The 20054-nt window shown below is 73.1% G+C and carries 13 protein-coding genes; 1 reads left to right on the top strand and 12 read right to left on the bottom strand.

What is annotated here, in order from left to right; translation table 11 throughout:
• Positions 1–2: 2 nt before the first annotated feature.
• The 7 genes from TR42_RS01320 to TR42_RS01290 are packed head-to-tail and all read right to left on the bottom strand — an operon-like array spanning position 3 to position 11572.
• Positions 3–1904 (bottom strand): hypothetical protein, encoded by a 1902-nt coding sequence (locus TR42_RS01320; protein WP_143058856.1) that lies wholly within the window; start codon positions 1902–1904, stop codon positions 3–5.
• Positions 1888–3309: a hypothetical protein gene (locus TR42_RS01315; RefSeq protein WP_042212279.1), complete on the bottom strand. Its 1422-nt coding sequence runs from the start codon at positions 3307–3309 to the stop codon at positions 1888–1890. The genes TR42_RS01320 and TR42_RS01315 overlap by 17 nt, the downstream gene beginning before the upstream one ends.
• Positions 3293–5275: an ATP-binding protein gene (locus tag TR42_RS13975; RefSeq protein ID WP_052405490.1), complete on the bottom strand. Its 1983-nt coding sequence runs from the start codon at positions 5273–5275 to the stop codon at positions 3293–3295. The genes TR42_RS01315 and TR42_RS13975 overlap by 17 nt, the downstream gene beginning before the upstream one ends.
• A complete protein-coding gene (locus TR42_RS01305; RefSeq protein WP_042212277.1) occupies positions 5268–6872 on the bottom strand; it encodes a hypothetical protein in 1605 nt (534 codons plus the stop codon). The genes TR42_RS13975 and TR42_RS01305 overlap by 8 nt, the downstream gene beginning before the upstream one ends.
• Positions 6869–9016: a phage tail protein gene (locus tag TR42_RS01300; RefSeq protein ID WP_042212275.1), complete on the bottom strand. Its 2148-nt coding sequence runs from the start codon at positions 9014–9016 to the stop codon at positions 6869–6871. The genes TR42_RS01305 and TR42_RS01300 overlap by 4 nt, the downstream gene beginning before the upstream one ends.
• On the bottom strand, positions 9016–11169 hold the full coding sequence (locus TR42_RS01295) for a putative baseplate assembly protein (protein ID WP_042212273.1): 2154 nt from the start codon (positions 11167–11169) through the stop codon (positions 9016–9018). The genes TR42_RS01300 and TR42_RS01295 overlap by 1 nt, the downstream gene beginning before the upstream one ends.
• 7 nt (positions 11170–11176) lie before the next feature.
• Positions 11177–11572 (bottom strand): GPW/gp25 family protein, encoded by a 396-nt coding sequence (locus TR42_RS01290; RefSeq protein ID WP_042212271.1) that lies wholly within the window; start codon positions 11570–11572, stop codon positions 11177–11179.
• A gap of 81 nt (positions 11573–11653) precedes the next feature.
• Between TR42_RS01290 and TR42_RS01285 the strand changes: the two genes are divergently transcribed.
• Positions 11654–12715, top strand: coding sequence for an eCIS core domain-containing protein (locus TR42_RS01285; RefSeq protein ID WP_042212269.1), 1062 nt, complete (start codon positions 11654–11656; stop codon positions 12713–12715).
• 7 nt (positions 12716–12722) lie between these two features.
• Here the strand turns inward: TR42_RS01285 and TR42_RS13970 are convergent, their stop codons facing one another.
• The 5 genes from TR42_RS13970 to TR42_RS01260 are packed head-to-tail and all read right to left on the bottom strand — an operon-like array spanning position 12723 to position 20049.
• Entirely contained in the window at positions 12723–16526 is a 3804-nt protein-coding gene (locus TR42_RS13970) for an eCIS core domain-containing protein (RefSeq protein ID WP_052405489.1), read from the bottom strand.
• On the bottom strand, positions 16502–18115 hold the full coding sequence (locus tag TR42_RS14930; RefSeq protein ID WP_042212267.1) for a hypothetical protein: 1614 nt from the start codon (positions 18113–18115) through the stop codon (positions 16502–16504). The genes TR42_RS13970 and TR42_RS14930 overlap by 25 nt, the downstream gene beginning before the upstream one ends.
• Complete coding sequence (locus tag TR42_RS01270) at positions 18112–18783, bottom strand: phage baseplate assembly protein V (protein ID WP_042212264.1); 672 nt, start codon at positions 18781–18783, stop codon at positions 18112–18114. The genes TR42_RS14930 and TR42_RS01270 overlap by 4 nt, the downstream gene beginning before the upstream one ends.
• Positions 18783–19868: a phage late control D family protein gene (locus TR42_RS01265; RefSeq protein WP_042212262.1), complete on the bottom strand. Its 1086-nt coding sequence runs from the start codon at positions 19866–19868 to the stop codon at positions 18783–18785. The genes TR42_RS01270 and TR42_RS01265 overlap by 1 nt, the downstream gene beginning before the upstream one ends.
• Positions 19861–20049 carry a hypothetical protein gene (locus TR42_RS01260; RefSeq protein WP_143058858.1) on the bottom strand — a complete coding sequence of 63 codons (189 nt, stop codon included), beginning with the start codon at positions 20047–20049 and terminating at the stop codon, positions 19861–19863. Before TR42_RS01260 ends, TR42_RS01265 begins: the two co-directional genes overlap by 8 nt.
• Positions 20050–20054: the final 5 nt, after the last annotated feature.

The following is a 20054-nucleotide window of genomic DNA, read 5'->3' as shown; positions in this document are numbered from 1 at the left end:
ACCTAGCCGATGGCGCGCGGCGCGACGATCAGGATCGCGTCGAGGTCTCGTCCTTCGAGCGTCCGGATGCCCAAAGGCGGGTGGCCTTGATCGAGCGACATCGCGAAAAGGCCGGCCCGGACCGCGGCCAGCGCCGGGTCGGAACCGCTGGTGACCGCGATGATCTCGTCAGGGACTCCACCGGCGAGGGTTTCCTTGACGGACTCGGCGGCGTCGCCCGCCGGGTACGCCCACGCGCCAGACGGGTAGGAGAGCTCGCGGACGTCGTCATGGGCGATCTTTCTCAGCTTCTCCTCGTTGAGGTTCGCCCCCAAGAGCTCGTCGAAGGTCTCGCGCACCACGGCCACCCGCACGGTGTCGCGTTCCGGCCCAGCCGTCTCGCAGCACGCCCCCTTCCTCACGAATGCGACCCAGCCGTACTCCTCGGTGAACAGCTCCTCCTTGTCGGCCGGCGCGAAGGGCACCAGGATCTCGACCTCCGGGGTCGTACGGAAGCCTTGGAGGGGGATCCGGTCGCGGTGCTGGGCCGCCAGGACCTCGTCGGCGATCTGGTCAGCGCGCATCAGCCGCACGCTGAGGTTCACGTGCCCGCCGACCACCACGCGGGCCTGCCTTTCGACCACGTTCCGGACCGCCTCCTCGGAACCTGGCTTCCCAAGGCTCGCCGGGAGGTACCCCGCGGGCGGCAGCTCGGTCAGACCGGCGAGCGGGCTGCCCTTGGCCGCGTTGGCGTGCGGGAACTTCTCGAGCGACTCGAGGATGTGCTCGCTCTTCATGCGCTCGAGCGACATGCCCGCGACCTCGTACGCCTCGGTCCCAGCGGCGTTGGACCGGTCGGAGATCACCTCGTACAGCTCGCGCATATGCCCGAAGTGCTCGAGGAGTCTCTCGACATCGAGACCCTCGCCGAAGTCGCCGGCGAGCGTCGCCATGGAGCCCGTCTTCGCGCCGAGCTCGTCCTGGAACTGCAGGATCTGGGCGAGGAACACCGGCCACGGCCGCATCGCCAGCCGGCTCCGCCAGGTCGAGTGCGCCGAGGTGCCGTCGACCAGCCGCCGCGCGGTCCACACCTGCACGCCGTAGGAGACGTCCTTCTTGTCCTTCGCGACGCTCGCGGGGTAGAGCAGCGCGAGGGGCACGCCCCGCTCGTCGGGCGCCGGAGTGTCATCGGTCCACGGCAGGCCGCTCCAGGCCGGCAGCGACGCGCCGGCCGCCGGCGGCACGAGCCAGGGCCCACCGGCGGAGCGCTCGCGCTCGAAGTACGCGGAGGAGAGGACGTTGGGCCGCATCGCGGTCACGGTGGCGCGGGCGAACGCGGGCAGGTGGTCCGGGACGATGCGGATCTCCACGCCCTCGTCCCGCCACGGCGTGAGCGTCCCGCCGCCGGTACCGCAGTCGTCCGCGCACAGGCTGCCGAAGCTCGCGACCTGGCCCGAGGTGCCCCACGCCCAGTGGACCTCGATCCGCCAGAAGCCGCCGTCGGCGATGGTGGGCAGGCCGTCCCCGAGCGGGATGGTGACGGTGCGCCCCAACCGCAGCGCTCGCCCTCGCGGGCTGATGGCGAGGCCTGGGTGCACCACCAGGTCCGTGCCGACGATCTCGACGCCGAGGCCGTCGACCACGCCCGGTCCCGAGGCCGTCGCGACGGCCGTCGACAGCGCCCGCGCATAGTCCTGGATCGCGGCGAGGTGCTCGGCGCGCAGGAACAGCCCGTCCTGCGGGTTGAGGCCGTGGAAGCCCTCGAGCACGGTGGCGCCGTGCGCGCCCGTCGTGGTGCCTGTTCGCGTCTCTGCCGACGACGCCGCGTCCTTCGACACGTAGACGGTGCGGGACGCATCGGCCGCCGCAGCGGCGGCAGCGCCGTCCTCGTGGCCGTGGCAGCCGCAGTCACTCGTGGTCGTCATGGTGGCCATCTCCTTCCATCGTCGCCATGTCCGCCGGCTCGTGCTTCGCGCCGTCGTCGCCCCCGCGCGGGTTCTCCGCGGTGAGCACCGCGTCCTTGCCCTGTCCAGCGAGTCCCGGGTCATCACCGAGCACCCCCGCGAGCGGCGCGCGGGGCGAGGCGCCGTAGACCGGCGTGGGCCCCGTGCCCGTGACCACCACCCTGATGAGCGGGTTGCGCGGACGGTCCGACAGCTCGACGGTCACGCGCCTGGTGTCCGGGTCGTACGTCGGGCGGGTCTCCAGGCCTTCGGGGGCCCATCCGTTCTTCGAGAGCGAGTTGACCGTGACCGTGGTCATCGTGAGCGTCGCCGGCAGCAGGTGCTCCGTCACCGCGAAGGTGAAGGCGGCGGACCGGCGGTGGCGACCCTTGCCGTCGGACTCGTCATCGACCCATGCGATGCTGCCGGGCACCGCCTGGGGACCCACCGCTGCGCGCGTGTCCCCGCTGCCGATGAGTCCTGGGGCGAGGCCGCAGACCAGGTCCTGGATCACGGTCGTGGGAATCAGGGTGGGACGGCAGCAGTCGTCGATGCAGACCTTGCCGTCCACGATCGCGGGATGGTCGCTGTCGCTGCGCACCGTGACGCGGACGCACCCGAGCACCACGCCGGCGTGTGCCTCGGGGGTGGGGAAGAGTCCCGGCTCGCAGTCGGAGCCGTCCGCGGTGAGGTCCGCGGCATCGCGCGCCGCGAGGCACCTGAAGCCCCGCAGCAGCTCCCGGGCACGATGCGCGGGCTCGGCGGCGAGCACCTCGTAGCGCTGCGCGAGGGCCTCCTTCCCGGCGTCGTCGTGCTTGCCCACCTTGTCGAGACCGAGCAGCACGCGCACGCGGTGATACGTGCGAGGCAGCCCGGGGTGGCCAGGCACCAGCGCGAGCCGCGCGCGCTCATGGACGCGGGAGTACGACTGGCTCTCGCGGGTGACATCGCACGGATCGGCGAGCGCGGGTACCGGCCGGGCCAGGCACGCGTCGTAGGTGAGCACCAGGCAGAGCTCGATCTCCTGGGGTCCGCAGTCCGGCTCGAGCTGGCCCTTGAGGGCGTCCCGCAGGTCGACGCACCACGGCGCGTCGACATGGAGCTCGCGCCCGAGAGCGTCGACGGCGAGACCCCGCGACACCCGCAGCTCCCATTCGCCGTGGCGCGCGACGGCGAGTCCCCAGACCACGCCGCGCCCGTGCTGCCAGGACTGATGGAGCATGTGCTTCGCCCGCGGGTTGCCGCCGAGCACCTCGAAGTCGTCGCTGTCGAGCAGCATGCCGGTCGCTGGCCGCAGCGCGTTCCAGGGCCAGAGCGGGAGCGCGGTCGAGGCGTCGGCCCCGTACGGCGTCGTGCTCATGGCGGTCGGCTCATCGATGGTGGTCATCTCGCCTCCTAGGTGGCTCGCCGGGGAACGGTGCGGATGCCTTCTGGTACTCGCGGTGCACCGCGCCCACCAGCAGGTCCTGGGTGATGGCCTCGTCGCGCGCCGCGGCGGCGAACGAGGCGGAGAGCGCGGCATTGCGGATCCACCCACCGGGGATCCGGTAGAGCCGGGCGAGCGCGCCGATGTCGAGGTCGGTGGCGCGTACGGCCGTCGCATCGTGCGGCAGCAGCCGGTCCCACAGCGCCTCGCTGGCCTCCACATCGGGCAGCGGGAAGTCGACCACGAAGTCGAGACGCCTCGTGAAGGCGGGGTCGATGTTCTTGCGCAGGTTGCTGGTGAGCACGATGAGCCCGTCGAACTGCTCGACGCGCTGCAGGAGGTACGCGGTCTCGAGGTTCGCGTAGCGGTCGTGCGCGTCCGAGATCTCGGTGCGGGTGCCGAAGAGCGCGTCCGCCTCGTCGAGGAGCAGCACCGCGCGGGTGCGCTCCGCCGCCTCGAAGACCGCGCCGAGGTTCTTCTCCGTCTCGCCGAGCCACTTGGACACGAGGCGTGCAACATCGACCACCATGAGGTCGGTGTCGATCGCCGTCGCGAGCGCTGCCGCGGCGAGGGTCTTGCCCGTGCCCGGGGTCCCCGTGAAGAGCATCCGCACGCCACGGTTGCCCTGAGCACGCTGCCGCATGCTCCACTCCTCGAGCACGGTCGCCTGCGCCCCCAGGCGCGCGACCGCGGCGTGCAGCTGGTCGAGCGCGGGGGGCGGCAGCACGAGCTGCTCCCACGGCACCGCGGGCTGGGTGAGCCGGACGCCGGGGGGCAGGCTCGCGCCGGCGCGGCCGCGCACGGCCGTAGAGATGGTGCGCGCGTCCCAGTCCCCGTCCGTGAGCGCGAGGTCACGCGCGAGCTGTGCGGTGACCGCGGGGTCGAGCGGGTGACGAGCGGCGAGGAGGTCGATGTCCACGCCGGGCGACGGCACGGCCGCGGCCCAGGCGTCGCGTACCGCGGCGAAGGGAAGCGTGTCTGGATCGAGGTGGATGAGCGGACGGTCCGCGGGCGGTGCGAGCGCGCCGGGCGCCATCGACACCAGCACGGCGCCGGGGAACCGGGCCATCGGCACTGAGCGGGGCCTGTCAGTTGCCGGCAGCACCACCGTGGGCACCGCGCCACGCGCGCGGGCGTGAACCGCCAGCAGCGCGGCGCCCGCCTCGTCGCCCTCGTCGAACGACGCCGCGACTGCCCGGAGGTCGGCAGCGTGCGCGATCGCCTCGCAACGGGCCAGGCTCACCACGGGATCGGGGTGGGGCACAGCGATGAGCGCGCGGGCGTCCTGCCGCAGCGTCTCGATGCAGGCCTCGACAGCGGGCAGGTCCAGCCACGGGTCCATGCCGTCGGGGACGCCGGAGCTCTCGACGCGGGCAAGCGCGCCGGGCCACGCCTCCCAGCCGTGCAGCGCGGCCCAGAGCTCCTCGGCGAGCAGCAGCGACCGCTCGAAGAACGGAGCCGTGCCCTCGACCCGGATCAGGCCGGATCTCACCCCGGGGCCGGATGCGAGCATCGAGCGCAACCGCGCTCGCTCCGCGTTTCCGCCGCCGAAAAGCAACGCCGCCAGGCCCGCTGTCGGGCGCGGCTCGCCCGTCGGATGGAGGGAGCGGAACGTGGCGGCCAGGCCCTCGTGCTCCTCGGCCACGCCGGCGAGGATCAGCACATCGACCTCGTCGCTCGAGAGTCCGTAGGCGCTCGCGAGCCGCTCGAGCGGCGAGTCGGGCATGAGGACCGATGCCGCGCCCGCTGCTCCGGCGGAATCGGCCCACTCGCGCAGGAACGTCACCGCATCCGCTGCGCCGGTCTCGGGAGCGCAGTGGAGCTCGACCACGTCCGCGATGCGGAGCGCGATCGCCCCCGCACGGGCGGTCAGGTCCCCGCTCTCCGAGCCGGACCAGGCGAGGGTCTCGTACGGCGCCTCACTCATAGCGGAACTTCACCACCTGACCTAGCCACGCCATCCAGCCGGGGTCGATGTCGAGACCGGCCCGGCGTACACCAAGGTCGACGTCCTCGATGGCGAGGACGGCCTCGGTCCAGCCGGGCCGCCTGAGGATCACCGCGTCGCGGCGCACGATGCGGGCTAGCACGTCCGGCTCGGTGCCGCCGTTCTCGCCCGTGTCCCCGTGGAGACGCATGCGGTCCCGCGTGGCGAGCGCCCACCGGGCGGAGCACTGTGCGAGCGCCGCCTCGGTGGCGTCGTCGGTGTCGCCCACCGGCACCTCCTGCGTGCCTGCGAGCGCCAGGACGGCGGGGTCCTCCGGCGAGGCCTCAGCGAGGAGCATCCCGATACGGTGCAGCGCCCAGGTCGCGCCGCGGTCGCTCAGCGGCGGGGACGCGAGCGCCTCGGGGACGCCGGCGTCCTCGGCGGTGTTGAGCAGGAACAGGAGCCCGCCCCACCGGGTGGGCTCCCCGGGGGGCTCCACGGGGGGCTGATCGGCGGGCGCATCGTCCCGCGCGCCGGGCGCCGCGTCCGACCCGCCGTGGTCGCGGGCACCGCCCTTGGGCCAGGTGCGCCCGACGGCGCGGGCGGCCATGCTGTCGCGTCCCGGGGACACCGTGCCGCGGAGGCGGCGGACGAGCGCGGCGATCAGCGCCGCGAGCTCCGGGTCGGGCCGGCGCAGCAGGCTCGGTTCCGCCTCGCCGAGCGCCAGGGTCGCCCAGTTCTCGAGCGTTGCGGGCCCGACGCGCAGGCCCGAGCGCAGCAGCGCCATGGCGAGCGCGCTCGCCGCCAGCACGGTCTGGGCATGAGCGTCGGCGGCAGAGTGCCCGTCATCCTGCGCGGCGCTGGCGGCCGGGTCTGCACCAGGCGCGCTGCGGTGGCCAGCGGCAGGCTGCCGCGCCGCCGCGACGTCCGCCCGGGCATCGTCGCCGGCCCCTGGACCCGCGCGACCGCTGGAGCCCGCGATCCCATGGCGGTCGGAACCCGGGAGTTCGAGCGAGGGCGACAGCACCGGCCGGCCGGATTCGGAGAGCACCAGCTCCGCGGCGCGCTCCCAACCCTCGGCGCCCAGCAGGCGGTGGGCGCGCACGCCCCCGACCTGTTCGACCACGCGGGCGAGCGCGGCGGCGCGGCCGCGGGCGAGGCGCTCCAGCAGCGTCAGGAACAGCCCCCGCGGATCTCTCGACGGGGAGGGATCGCCTGGCCTCGCAAGGCCCATCTGGGTCCAAGCCCACGCGTGCGCGGTGACGCCGGACGCGAGGCCGGCCAGCGCATCGTCGACCGCGTCCTCGGGCCGGCGGTAGTGGAGCACCTCGGGCGACCCCGCGCTCAAGCTGCGGTGCAGGGCCGCGAGCACCTGGTCCGCCCAGGTCGACTCGAGCGCGCTGGACGGCCGCTCGGGGTCGAGCGAGACCGCGACGTCGAGACGGCGCACGCACCACTCGCCCTCGGGTAGCGGCGCCCCGCGCAGCGCATCGTCGAGGCGCACCTGGGCGACCCGCTCGAGCATGGGGCGCACCGCCTCAGGGTCGGGCCAGTCCGTCACCGCCGCGGTCATCAGGTCGATCGTGAGGTCGCTCATCCGAGGCGCGCCTCTCCCAGGTGCGTCTCACCGATCCGGGGAGCGGGGTCGCGCAGCCCCACCCTCGCGTCCAGGCCGAGCCGTACCTGTCCGGTGGTGGCCTGCGGGTGCCCCGCGGGCGGGGCGACGTAGGCCGTCATCCCCAGCCGAAGGCGCCCCACGGGCATGCCCGCCCCGACCTCGCACACGTCGCCGAGCGTGTGCGAAGGCTTGTGGGCCTCGATCAGCTGCTCCACCACCTCGCGCTGCTCCGCGTCGAGGCACCCGGGCACCAGCACCACGAAGCGGTGGGCGAGCGCGGTGTACGCGGTCGAGGCCTCGCTCGCTCCACCGACGGCGAAGTGGCCCAGCATCCCGGCATCGACAGCGGTGCCCACGACCGTGGGCGAACGCAGCCGTCCCTCCGGCTCAAGGCCCAGGATCGCGCCGCCGAGGCCCCGGAGACGCCAGCGTTCGACGATGCGCGCCGTGCGCCCCAGGTAGAGGTACAGGATGCTCTCGAGCATCCCGATGGTGCCGCGCCGGGCGTACAGGGCGTAGGCCTTGGCGATGAGCGTGCGCTGCGCCTCCTCGCTCCAGCGGCGGTCGAGGACGATGCCCGCGAAGCTCGCGAGCCAGGGCAGCACCTCGCGGGGAGCGGCGGCGGCGTCGATGAGCGTCCGACGCTCGGCGGCCGCCGTGTCCAGGTCGTGCAGGATGCCCTCGGCGGGAGTGAGGTAGCGATGAAGGAAGTCGGCGTGGGCGTCGTCGCTTGAGAACAGGCGCGGCAGGGAATCCAGGAGCGCATGGCCGGGCCGTTCGACGCGGAGCGCGCGCACCCGCGGGGACGTCCTCGCTGTGCCCGTGAGCTCGATCCGCAGCCACAGGTAGCGGCCCGGCTGAGCATCCACCCCGGTCTCGTAGGTGACCCAGTCGCCGCCTTCTGCGAGCGGCTCCACCGCGCCGAGCGCGCCCTGCGCGCCGCGCGCGACCACGGGCCGCGACTCGGCGTCCGCGAGGGCGCTGGCCGACGGGAGGGGCGGCGTGGCCTCCGCCGCGCGCAGCCGCGGCGCGCCGCGGCCAGGCGGGGACGGCTGCAGGGGATCCTCGACGTCGTCCTCGTCGGATGTGAGGACCCGCACGGTGAGCCCCGTGCCGGTGGGCAGGCAGGCATCGATGAACACCCGTCCCCATCGCGTGCGGTACTCCCCGGCGTCGAGGCGGTACGTGGTCACGCTGCCGGAGCGCGCGTAGCGCGCGCTCGAGCCCTGCGTCGAGCGAGGCGGCCCGGCCGTCGTGTACACGATGCGTCCCCGAGGCCCCACGGTGACGGCGCCTCCGTCGTAGCCGGATGCCGCGAGCGGCTGGTCCTCGACCCACGCCCCGCCGGTGCCGCGGAGGCGCCGGAACGGCTCGCCGGTGCCGCGGGCCACCACCAGCAGCCCGCCCGGGGTGCCCTCGATGTCGCTCGCGGCGCGGTCCACCAGGATCTCGCGACCCGTCGTCTCAGCGATCACGGCGTCTCCGCCGCCGTGCCACAGCACCACCGGACGGCCCGCCACGAGCGTGACGCGGGCGGGAGCGACGTCGGGGTAGCCGTGCGGGCGGCTGAGCGGTACCCGGCGCACGCACGGTGGAGAGCCCCCGTCGATGCTGATGAGGCGATGAGGTGCGCGGGTGAGCACCAGGGCGCCGTCGGTGCCGTGAGCCACCAGGTCCACCGGGGCCCCGGGCATCGGCACCCGTCGGATCACCCGGCCCGCCCAGGGGTCCAGGACGGCGACCGCCCTGCCGACGGTCTCCGCGACCAGGACCCGGTCGCGCGCATCGATGGCGATGCCCGTCGGGTGACGCAGCGCGCCGGGGCAGGAGGCCCCGGGCGCCCCCGGGCGGTGGCCCACCTCGATGGTGCCGTCGAGCGGCCGGGTGGTCCACGTGCGGCCCCAGCGGTCGTGCGCGATCCCGGCCGCGCACGGCCCTGCGCAGGGCGGCGTCGGGTCGGCGCAGCGTTCGTGGTCCTCGTCCCAGCGCGACGGGCGCGGCGACGGCGGCATCGCCCAGTCGAGACCGACCCCGCCGTCGGGGAGGAGCACGGTGCGGTCATGCGCGCATCGTGCCCACTGGTCCTCGTGGACCAGCAGCGCCACGTCCCGGTCGCCGTGCATCAGCACACCTCCGGGGGCAGCGGCACGGGCGTCCTGTCAGGCTGCGCGCCGGGCTGAGGCATGCCGGGGAACGGCGGTTCGCCGCGCACGACCTCGATGGCCACGAGCTCGGGGAGCTGCCACTTCTCGAGGGCAACCACGTCCCGCTCGGTCACGGTGCGCGCTGCGGAGCCGCGCGCGGGCGTCACCTGACCCAGGCGCGCGCCCTCCGCGTACTCGACGCCCTCGACCTGCACGGCGACAGCCTCCAGCTCGGCCGCGCGGACGGCACGCGCAAGCGGCCATCCCTCGCCGTCCGGGCCGTTCGGCGGCACCGGGGAGAGGTACTGGCGGACGATGGTCTCGACCCATCGCCGGACCGCGTCCACCTGGTAGCCGTCGCGCACCTTGACACCCACGGCGATGGTGACCGGGACGTACTCCGGCGGGATCACGTAGACCTCGGATGTCACGAGGCGACGAGGCTGGAGGTGGGCGGCGACCTCGCGGAGCAGGGCGATGTCGGGCAACGGTGCGGCGGGGTTCCGGACATCGAGGTCGGGCACCACGATCACCGACGTGACGCCGGCCGCGCGCTCCGTGGGCGTGTCCGGTTGGAACAGCGGGAGCACGTCGACCCGCGCCACGCCCGTGACCTCCTTCGCGAGCGCGGCGAAGTCCTCCGGCGTGACCGCTCGATCTCGGCGGTGCACCTCGCCCGGGATCGCTCCGAGCGCCTCCCTGAGGTCCGCCGTGTCCGCTCCACCGCGCGCCGGGAACGGATTGGTGACCTCGACCGCGGGATGCCGCGGGAAGGACGTGACCGTGCCCGCCGCGACGTTGCCCGCCTTGCCCGCGCTGTAGCGGTAGGAGGGCACGCGGATGCGCTCGCCGATCTGGGGGACCAGGGTGCGGCCGAACACGACGGCGCCGTCCTCGTGGTCGACCATGAAGTGCCGGTCGCTCAGGCCGCTGCGGGCGAACGTCTCGACCTCCTCCCAGTCCGTCCATCCCTGCGGCTCCTCCACCTGGACCTTGACGCTTCCCCGGACGACGGGGGAGTGGGCCAGACGGAGCCGTTGATTGGCGTCGCCCGTGCCGGTCCCGAGCGACTCGGGCACCGGGGTGCGCGACTGCGCTGCGCGGACGCAGTTCGCGCCCACCCAGCGCACGCGCCGGATCGAGTCGCCGATGTTCTGGGCCTGCGGTCGTGACACGCGCAGCCACGCGATCACGCGGGCCGCCGTCTCCTCGTCGTCGATGAGGGGAGGAGAGTCGGTGCCGCCGTCGCCCGGTCCGCGCAGGCGCGGCAGCGTGGGGAGCTCGAGCTTGACCACGCCGGTGGTGGTCATGCCGTGCGTGGTGTCCCCGACCACGGAGAGAGGGACCAGGGGGGTCTCGGCGCCCGACCCGGGCGGACCCGACCACAGCTGCCACGAGGTGGCGGGCGGGGCCTCGGCGAGCACGCTTGCGCGGAACGTCTTCGCCTCATCGGCGCGGAGCGTCGCGATCGCGGGTGGCGGATCGAGGGCCTCGTCGAATGCGATGCCGAGGAACAGCGTCCTGCCCGCGAGCGCGGAGACGTCCGTGGTCTCCTTCGCGAGGACCGCGATCCACAGCGCGCGATCGAGCTGCTCGCTCACATCGATCGCGGCGGCGTCGGGCGAAGCGGGGTCCGGCGCCGTCAGGACGGTGCGGTAGAACGCCGCATCGGCGGCGTTCCTCACTCCCGCCTGCTCGCGCGCATCGGCCTTGCTGTCCTCGGCGCCGTCCGTGGTCTCGGTCTTGCCCGCTCCGACCGCCTCGAGGGGCCACACGTAGACCTCGTCGGAGGTCTGGAACGAGACGCTGCCGGCCGAGGCCTCGGAGTCCCGGAGCACCTGGACCCCGGCCGGCTGCTCGGTGCCTGCAGCAAGCAGTACCTCGGCGGCCCGCGCCGGGCGAGGCTGCACGCCCAGGAGCCGGAGGAACTCGATCCGCGTGGTCTCGGGGATCTGGTTGAAGCGGTAGAGCAGCGACTCGCCCAGGTGTGCGAACAGTTCGAGCAGGGCGATGCCGGGGTCGCTCTCGTTGTGGTCCGTCCATTGCTTCGTGTACGCGGGGATGCGCCGCACCAGCTCGTCCCGCAGCTCCCTCTGCGTGCGGTTGTCGAGGATCGGTCCGATCAGCGCCATGAGAGTGTCACTGCAGGTAGAACGGGTAGACGAGGTTGTCGGCGCGCCGGTCGGCGCGGCGCACGTACGCGATGTCGATCCACACGAGCGAGGGGTCGTCGCCCGCGGTGACGGAGGTCTCGAGGAGCTGGATCCGCGGCTCCCAGACCTCGAGCGCCGCCTTGATGTCCTCCGCCATCGCGGTCCGCGTGGCGACCGAGTTCGGTGCCATGAGGTAGCGCCGGAGCCCGCAACCGAAGCCCGGGAGCATGATGCGCTCGCCGGGCTCGGTGTCGAGGATGGTGGTGACCGACTGGCGGATGAGGTCCATCCCCTTCAGCGACGCGAAGCGCCCGGTCACGGGATCGGGGACCAGGGGCAGGCGGAACCCTGTGCCGGTCCACTGCTCGACGATGTCCGTCATGCCTCGATGGTGGTGCGCCGCCCGTCACGGGGGCGTTGCGATGTCATTGCCTGCCGCGCGACGCCGCCCTAGCCTGGAGGCATGCCGCGCGCGCTGCGGCGGGCGCCCCGGCCGCCCGCGACGCGTACCGCCCTGCTGCTGGACGCCAGCCATGGCGCGCACGAGCGCGCCGCGGAGGAGGCCGCGCACCGCATCGGGCGCGAGGGTCGGCTGTCGGGGGCGCTGTCCCGGATGCGCCCCGCGACCTCCGCGCAGGCCCCGGAGTCGGTGCGCTCCGCCGTCTCCGAGCCTGGACGCCCGCTGCACGGGGACGAGCGTGCGGCGTGGGAATCGCGGTTCGGGGCGTCTCTCGCGTCGGTCCGGCTCCACGAGGGCGCGGTGGCCGGTCGCTCGGCGGCGGATGTCGACGCCGCGGCATACGCGGTAGGCGACCACGTGGTGCTGGGGCGCGACGCTCCGCGTGCCCCCACCCCCGCGGGTCGGCGGCTGCTCGCGCACGAGCTCGCGCATGTGGTCGCCGCTTCCGGGGACCCCGCAGGTGCGGCGGTGGTGCAGCGGTACCGGCGCAGGGGCTCCTTCGCGTTCGGCGAGCGCGACACGGCCACCCTGATCGAGGACTCCTTCAATCCCGTCAAGGACAAGGCGACGAAGCCGTGGATCGAGAAGATCGAGGTGTTCTTCACCGGCACCAGCACCGACGCGGGCGGGAGCTTGTTCGACACGGGCGTCGCGATCGTGAGCTACCACGCGAGCCCGGTGGCACTCCCCGCGTTCGCCCTCGCGGTCTCGGGCGGGTCCGGGAAGATGAAGACCGATCCGGGCACCTTCACGGTCCATCGCATCGAGGGCTTCGGCTACAACAGCGGGAGCGCGTCGGGCACCCCCGGCGTGGATTTCCAATGGTCCGACCGGGAGGGGCCGAACAAGCGGTACGCCAAGAAGGATTCGGGGGGCTTCCGCGCGGCGAACATGAGCTTCGCGGTCTTCTACAACAAGGGCGAGGCGCTGCACGCCGGGCCGCTCGACTTCACGTCGCACGGCTGCGTGCACGTGGACTGGGGCAACGAGGACCTCATCAAGCAGGTGAATTACCACTCCGTGATCGGGCTGACGAAGGTTAAGGTGCGGTACGTCGGGCCGTGACGCGATGTCACTCGATCGCGATGACGGCATTGCCGAAGGCGCGCATCGCGTCCGTCTTGATCGCGTGCATCCGTTGCGGGGCGGCGACGTAGTTGCCCGCGTCGTCGAGGCCGCCGTGGCGCAGTTCGACGATGTGATCGACGCGCCAAACCCCCCAGACCGGGTCCGCCGGCCATAGCGTCGCATTCGGCGCGTCGGGTGCGCAGCGGTCCCCGGAGAGACGGTCGACCCATATGGCGTCTCCTGCTCTCACGGCACCCTCGCCACTTCCCGCGCGGGCCGTCGCCTGCTGCAGGTGGCTCGTGGTCATCTCCGCGGCGGCGCGGACCACCGCAGCGTCCTTGATGCCTGCGAGGAAGCGCGCGCGCATCTCCGCGGTGCCGGCGACGTGCTTGCCGTCGGTTGAACGTGAGGACCTGCCCACGTCGACCAACCCCTTTGTGACGTACCGGTCCCGGACGAGCTCCCGGTAGGCGACCCACTCGGGGTTCCCCTCGAGCGAGGGCTCGCTTATCGCCTCGTCGAAAGCGTCGAGCGCCCTCGGGTCATGGAGGTCGACGACATGCTGCTGCTCCCGCGTGGCGACGCGCTCATTCGCCAAGGTGTCCTTGAGGCTCTTCACCACCCGATCCGTGAGCTCGGCGTCGCCTCGTGCCACCGCCTCGTCGAGGGCCTTGCGCAGGCGCTTGGCCTGCGTCGCGCGCCCGGGTCGCCTGCCGTACTCGGCGAGACGCGTGCGCATCGCCTCGACGCGCGCGGCGCGGCGCGCGGCGTGGTCCACGGGCTGGCGCGGAGGCTGCACGGAGACGGCGGGTTCGGAGGCGGGTGTATCGCCGCCCGGCACGGCGGGTGTGTCGCCGCCCGGCACGGCGGGTGTGTCGCCGCCCTCGGCGAGAAACGCGCGCTCGTCCGTGCTGATCGCGACCTTCTCGATCGTGCCCTCGGTATTGGGATGCTCAAACCAGCCCCGTTCGAGGGTCCGCCGGATCTCGCCGGGATCGCTCATCTGCACGATGGGATTGCGGACTTTGATCCCGGTACCATCGCGCAAGGTAAGCGACGTCTCCTTGAGGCCGCCGCCGACCGACAGGAGGATGAACCCCCCGTTGATCATCGCGCCGCCGATGACCTGGCCCACCTTCCGGTCGCGGTCTGCGAGGATGCGGCGCCGCTCGTCGTCGGTGGTCGCCCGCGCGAGCGCGAGCTCGGTGCTCGCCTCGATGAGGGCGAGCTGGTCCCGCACCTCGGCGGCGATGAGGAAGCCTTGGGCGACGTCGACCGTTGTCATCGACACCAGGTACCCGACCTTGGCCATCCGGCTTGCGTTCGCGAGGACGCCCGCGAGGCGCCCAAAGGGGAGCGCGACCGATACGACCTGGAGCACGTCGAGCGCGAGCCGGCGATCGAACTTGAGCTCGCCCTCCTTCGCGACGCGGTCCTCGATCTCGAGCGCGACGGCCGCGACGCCGGCGGTCGCGGTGATGGTGAAGATCGCGGCGGAGACGAACCCCCCGCCGGGCACGAAGAGAAGCACGACGCCGCCGGCGAGCGCGATCGTGCCGAGGATGCTCTTCGCGGTCTTGCGGGCGTTGGCGGTGTCCCGCTTCGCCTCCCAGACGCGGCTGGCGTTCATCATCTGGGCGGCGAGGTGCACCGTGCCGTCGGGGTAGTCGTTGTGCGCGTGAACGTGGTCCGCCATGTCGTCGAGCGCGGCGGCCTCGACTCCCGCGAACTCCGCATTGGCGTCGCGCGCGACCGGCATCACCGCGGATCCGGGGTGCTGGACCGCGGCGCCAAGGGTCGTGTCATGGAGGATGACCGAGTACGAGGCCCAGCCGTCTGCGGAGGCTCGGGCGAGGAAGTGCAGCAGCACGCGCAGGTCGGTCGAAGTCGAGTCCTCGCGGCTCACGAACGACCCACGGACCACGTAGGGCGCGCCGCCCGCGGTGCGCGTGCTCACCCGCTCGAGCCCAGCACGCTGCTTCGCGAGCTCCTCCTTGAGTGTGCGGTGGTGGTCGGCGGTGAGCCGCCCCTGCGCGAGCAGCGCGTCCATCGCGCCTTCGGTGATGGCCAGGCTCTGGAGCTCCTGTGCGACGGTCAGCGGCTTCTGGCCCGGCTTGAGCCGGAGCACCCCGCGCGGCCCACGCTCGAACGGCTGATCGCGGCCCGTCGCGGCCCTGTCGAACGCGGCGCGGTCGGCCGTCGCCTCGTCCACCGCGGTGAGCGTGAGGTGCGCGCGGAACGTGTGATCAGGCGTGAGGAAGTGCCGGCTGGTCGCCACCACCGCGACCCGGTACACGCCCGGGCCTCCGTCGAGTTCGAGCCGCGCCGTCCTTGAGTTCCCGAACCACCCCGAGCCCTGCGAGTCGACCGTCTTCCCGTCGCGCGTCACCCGCCACTCGTAGTCGCAATGGCCGGGCAGTAGGACGAACCCCGCGTCGGGGCTGACCCCGTGGTCCCACTCGAGCGAGAGGTCGACGTTCGCCCCCGCCACGTAGCGCTCGAGTACCGGCCAGACTGCGAGAGTGCCGCGGGGGAGCCAGCGGGGATAGCGTTCGGCGTCCGATCGTCGCGGGGTGGGGGTGCCGCCGATGCTCGGCGAGCGGGGGAGCGCGAGGTACGCCTCCCACACGGTCACCCCGAAGAGGTCCTCCATCGCACGCTTGCTGAGGGAGACCTGGATGCCATGCGTGCCCGGCTGCGTGCGCACGATCAGCGGGTGCGAGCCATGGATCACGCGCTCGCGGACGGCCGCATGCGCCCCAAGACCTGTCGCGTCCTCGAGCGCGCGCATCATCTGGGCCCGCACCTCAGGCGAGAGGTTCACGCTCACCGGCGTGTCGCCGGCGCCCGGTGCGACGCGCGACTGGCGCAGGATCACGGACATGCCGTCCTGGGCGCGCGTGGCGATCGCGTCGACGCCGGGCGGCGGGCCCACCGCCTGATAGAGGGAAAACCCGAGCTCGTAGCGATGAGACCTCAGCGCGAGGTCGGCGCCGATGACACCCACCAGCGTGGCGAGCCTGGGGATCTCCGCCGGGTCGACCCACGGGAGGTGGGCCGCCCGCAGTGCGTGAAGTACCTCCTGCATTCGGGTGGGCGCGATGAGCCCGCCGCCCGGCGTGCGGCGCTTGCCGGGGTCGCCCAGCAACCAGGCGTCGTCGATCAGAACCGTCCCGTCGGCGAGCACCTGGAAGTGAGTGCCCTCGGGCAGCTCGGCGGTGTCTACGGTGACGGCGGGCTGGCGGTGCACCAACGAGGAGGGCTCCCGGCGATGCTGGAGCACGTGCGTGAGCTCGTGGGCCAGCAGTCGGCGGCCCTCGGGGGCGTCGGGAGAATATGCGCCCGCGGAGAACGTGATGTGGCTCCCGACCGTGAACGCGGTGGCGCCCACCCTCGCGGCCGCGTCCGACGCTGCTGGACCCGTGTGGATCCGGACGTCGTCAAGGGGCGTGCCCAGGGCGGGCTCGGCCCACGCGCGCGCCGGACGCGGCAGGGGGCGACCGGGATCCGCGGGAGTCGGATCGCCCGCGCCGCCGACCCGGGTGGCCCGCGCCTCCGCCGGGTCCGGCGTCGGCCCGGTCGGCGCGCTCGTGACCCGCGAGGCCGTCGCGTGGGCTTCGGCCTCACGGGGGCTCGCCGGATGCGTGAGCGGTACCCGAGCGGAACCGCCGAGCGCGAGCTGACGGGGAAGCGTGCTCCGGGTGCGCGTCGCCGCGACGTGGCGTGGCGTCGTCGGGGTGACGGGTTGCGGCGCAGCGCGCGCGCCGACGCCCGCGCGCTGGCCTACCGCGACCGCGTCGCCGGGCACAGCGGATCGTCCGGGCTGTCGGTCCGCGGCAACGGCGCGGGCGGCACCGCGGTGGTGGGATCCGTCCCGGCGACCAACGCATGCGTGAGGTTGTGGTTGCCGGCGAACACCTTGCCCGCGCCGTCGGGCAGGTCCGCGTCGTCGAGGGCGCCCGCCCAGTCCGGATGGTCGCCGTCGATCGGCACATCCCGGAAGTCCATGCCCATCGCGAGGTTGAACTCGGCGCGCGCATCGGCGCTGAGCGATCCCAGCGAGGCCGTCGCCAGGAAGTCCTCCATCGCCGCGAAGCCCACGCGAGGCGGGATGCAGAACCTCAGCGCGAGCATCCACCACAGCTGGAACGCGAGCACGACGATCGGCAGGAACATGAGGAACAGGAAGAACGCGACGATGAAGAGCAGTTCGATCGCGAACGTGCACACGGCCGCGCCGGCGCCGATGACGCCTTTGCCGGAGCCTGGCGGCCCGCCGAACGGGCTGAACTTCATCTGGGAGCCCGGCGGGGTGACGATGCGGACGCCACCGGGGCCCTGCGGCTCGCCCGCGCGGGCGGCGAGGCGACGGAAGTCGGGCAGCGTGATGGTGACGGTGCGGTTCTTGGTGCCCGCCGGGTCCATGGGATCGGCGAGGCGGAACGGCTCCGTCGGCGCGCTCGCCCACGTCTCGGGCGGGCAGCCGGGCCGCACGCGCGTGACGACGCACTCGATCTCGTAGATGGCGTGCGGGTCGAGCTTCGGCTCGATCGCATCGGGCCGGCCCCCCGGGCGCGGCGCCATCCAGTGGTCTCCCGAGTAGGTCGGGACCACGCCGAACCAAAGCGAGCGCGAAGCGGGCCCCGCGGGCCCCGCATCGTCCGCGCACTCCTTGTCCCGGGACCGCACAGGCATCCGCGTCATCGGCACTAGCTCCTCGGTCTCCCCGGGGGTCGGCGCATCGGCGGGGGAGCACACCGTCGCCCACCGCCCGCCGCCGCCGGGTGACGTGAGCCAGCGCTGGACGTCGGTGCTCCAGTCGATCTTCGCCAGGTCGTCCTCGTTGGCCTTCTTGAAGCGCTCGCGCCACGCCGTGTCCGCCCACCACACGTCGCGGACGTCCGGCGCGTTCGCGGCCTTCTCGAGCGCGGGGTCCTTCGCGAGCTCGGCGACCAGCTTGCTTGCCACCCGCCGCGACGGCTGGCCCTTGCCCGTGACGCACGTGTGGAGCCGCCGCATGCGGAACCCGACCGTGATGTCCTCGTGCCGGCCCGCACGGGGCAGCCCGGGCGCGTCGCACAGCACCTCGACCACCACCACGTAGAAGCGCTCATGGAGCGGCTGGTAGAGCTTGCGCAGATGAGTGGGCACCAGGCGCGACGTGGCGAGGCGCGCGCGCCCGTTGCCGGACGGCGACGTGACGGGTACCGGGTACGTCCACACGTCGTCGGCCCCGAACTCCACGCTGTCGGCGGGGTCCGCGAGCATGCGGTCGACGAAGTCGGGGGCGTCGTACATCTGCAGCCGAGGCCGATGCGCGAGCGGCGAGCGCAGGTCGACCTGCTCGCGCTCCCTGAAGTACCAGGGGGAGCACATGACGAAGCCGATGTCGTTCACCAGAGGTTCCCCACTCCCGGGCTGTACATGGGCGAGGTCACCGCGACGTTGGCGATGAGCGTCTGGCAGGTGACGATGCCGCTGAACGTGGAGGTCGGGGCGTTCACCGAGAGCGACGGCGCCGTCACCGTCACCACGCTGTTCGCGTTGATGTCGATCCCGCCGGTCGCGTTGAGCGTGATGGTGCAGCCGTTGACGTGCGTGATGGTGATCTCCTGCGGGCTCTCGCTCAGCACCACCTGGTGACCGCTGCGCGTGGTGAGGCTGATCTTCGGCGCGCCCGCGGTGTCATCGAACTCGAGCCGGCTGTCCTCACGCGTGCGGAGCACCCTGATGTTGTTCGGGTCCTGGGGCGACTCCGGCTGCCCGGCGGTGCCGTTCCACGCCGCGCCCACGATGTAGCCGCGGCGGAAGTCGCCGGCCTCGAAGGCGACCACCACCTCGCTGTCGACCTCGGGCATGATCTGGAGACCCTGGTCCTTGTCCGCGTAGGGCGAGCACAGCCGTGCCCATCCCCGCACGTCGCGGTCGCCGTCGGTCCCCAGCGACGGGAACCTGACCTGCACCCGGCCTTGGCGTGCCGGGTCGTCCGTGATCTTGGTGACCAGCGCCGGGTACACCCCGAAGAAGCGGGGACCGGCACCGTCCGTCGGCTGCGGGAGCGCCATCACGCCGCCTCGTTCAGGGTCGCGCGCTCGGCCTGGAACGAGGTCCGCAGCCCGCGCACGTTGTCGTACGTGTGCGTCACGCGCGTGACGTAGTAGCCGTCGCCGTCGAACGGCGGTCCGACCAGCTCGAGCCGCACCTGGCTTCCGACATCCAGCTGCGGCGTCCCTCGCGTGGTGCCATGCACCGTGACGAACCGGCGGGAGCGGCGGAGCATCTCCGCCCGCGCCCACGCTGAGGCCTGCGCGGCGGTCTCGGGCACCTCGCGCACGCGCATGCCGGCGCTCGCCCCGAACGCCTGCTCGAGCACCTGGGGGCCGGTGCGCCCGGGTTGGGCCTCCGCCTGGATGGCTTCGGCACCCGCACGCTCGTCGATCACGTCCTCCGTGCGCGTGTTGTAGCCGCTCACCACCACCTCGGTGCGCTGGTGTGCGAGGTCTGCGCTGATCCGGCATGTGAGCAGGTCGCCACCGTGAAGGAGGGTGATGCGCGCGCCGGTGCGCGACGGGCGGTCGCTGAGATGCAGGGTCCCGTCGCGGCACCACAGGTCCGTCTGCAGCAGCCGCGCGCGCTCACGCAGGAAGGCGAGGTCGCTCTGGTTGATCTGCTGCAGCACGTCGTGGCGGGGGCCCTCGGCGGCGACATCGGCGTCCAGCCCGTGCTCCTGCGCGAGCTGGCGGACCACGTCGGCGTCCGTCACATCGGTGTAGGTGCGCATCCGGCGGGTCATCCGCAGGCGCATCAGCGGGTCCTCGGCAAGCATCACCACCGCCGGAGGCTCGCTGTCCCCGAAGACCGCCTCGATCGCCGAGACCGCGCCGTCGAACACCTCGTGCTGCGCGCCGCTGCCGCCCACCGCGACCTGGATCTCGGTACCGAAGTCGAACTCGCTGCCGTCGAGGTGGAGCATCGGCCCGGGCGGGCCTGCCGCCCCGATGCCGCTCGCGACGAACCGCGCCTCGAGGGTCCGCAGCCCATCCACGCCCTCATCGATGGTGAGCCGCACGCAGTCGCGGGCGAGCGTCCCCACCACCTCGCGTGCGACGGTGAACACCGGCGACGCGACGGCGAGCAGCGCATCAGTCATCGAAGTCCTCGGCCCGGACGCGCCGGCGAAGCTCGGTCACGCGGCGCTCGGCGGCGCTCCAGCGATCCTCGTTCACGCCAGGGTAGGTGGGAGCCTGCTCGCCCGACGAGGCCGCGGCGGCGCCGCCGCCCGCGCCGTTGCTCGAGAGATCCGTGTGGACCTCGCCCACGTGCACGGCCACCGCGA

It is taken from the genome of Demequina mangrovi (assembly GCF_000759715.1).
GTDB lineage: Bacteria > Actinomycetota > Actinomycetes > Actinomycetales > Demequinaceae > Demequina > Demequina mangrovi.
This window is presented reverse-complemented; position numbering and strand designations above follow the sequence as displayed.

Excerpts from the sequence above, each read along its gene's own strand:
- TR42_RS01320 (WP_143058856.1), bottom strand. The coding sequence starts at position 1,904 with ATGACGACCACGAGTGACTGCGGCTGCCACGGCCACGAGGACGGCGCT.
- TR42_RS01315 (WP_042212279.1), bottom strand. The coding sequence starts at position 3,309 with ATGACCACCATCGATGAGCCGACCGCCATGAGCACGACGCCGTACGGG.
- TR42_RS13975 (WP_052405490.1), bottom strand. The coding sequence starts at position 5,275 with ATGAGTGAGGCGCCGTACGAGACCCTCGCCTGGTCCGGCTCGGAGAGC.
- TR42_RS01305 (WP_042212277.1), bottom strand. The coding sequence starts at position 6,872 with ATGAGCGACCTCACGATCGACCTGATGACCGCGGCGGTGACGGACTGG.
- TR42_RS01300 (WP_042212275.1), bottom strand. The coding sequence starts at position 9,016 with ATGCACGGCGACCGGGACGTGGCGCTGCTGGTCCACGAGGACCAGTGG.
- TR42_RS01295 (WP_042212273.1), bottom strand. The coding sequence starts at position 11,169 with ATGGCGCTGATCGGACCGATCCTCGACAACCGCACGCAGAGGGAGCTG.
- TR42_RS01290 (WP_042212271.1), bottom strand. The coding sequence starts at position 11,572 with ATGACGGACATCGTCGAGCAGTGGACCGGCACAGGGTTCCGCCTGCCC.
- TR42_RS01285 (WP_042212269.1), top strand. The coding sequence starts at position 11,654 with ATGCCGCGCGCGCTGCGGCGGGCGCCCCGGCCGCCCGCGACGCGTACC.
- TR42_RS01270 (WP_042212264.1), bottom strand. The coding sequence starts at position 18,783 with ATGGCGCTCCCGCAGCCGACGGACGGTGCCGGTCCCCGCTTCTTCGGG.
- TR42_RS01265 (WP_042212262.1), bottom strand. The coding sequence starts at position 19,868 with ATGACTGATGCGCTGCTCGCCGTCGCGTCGCCGGTGTTCACCGTCGCA.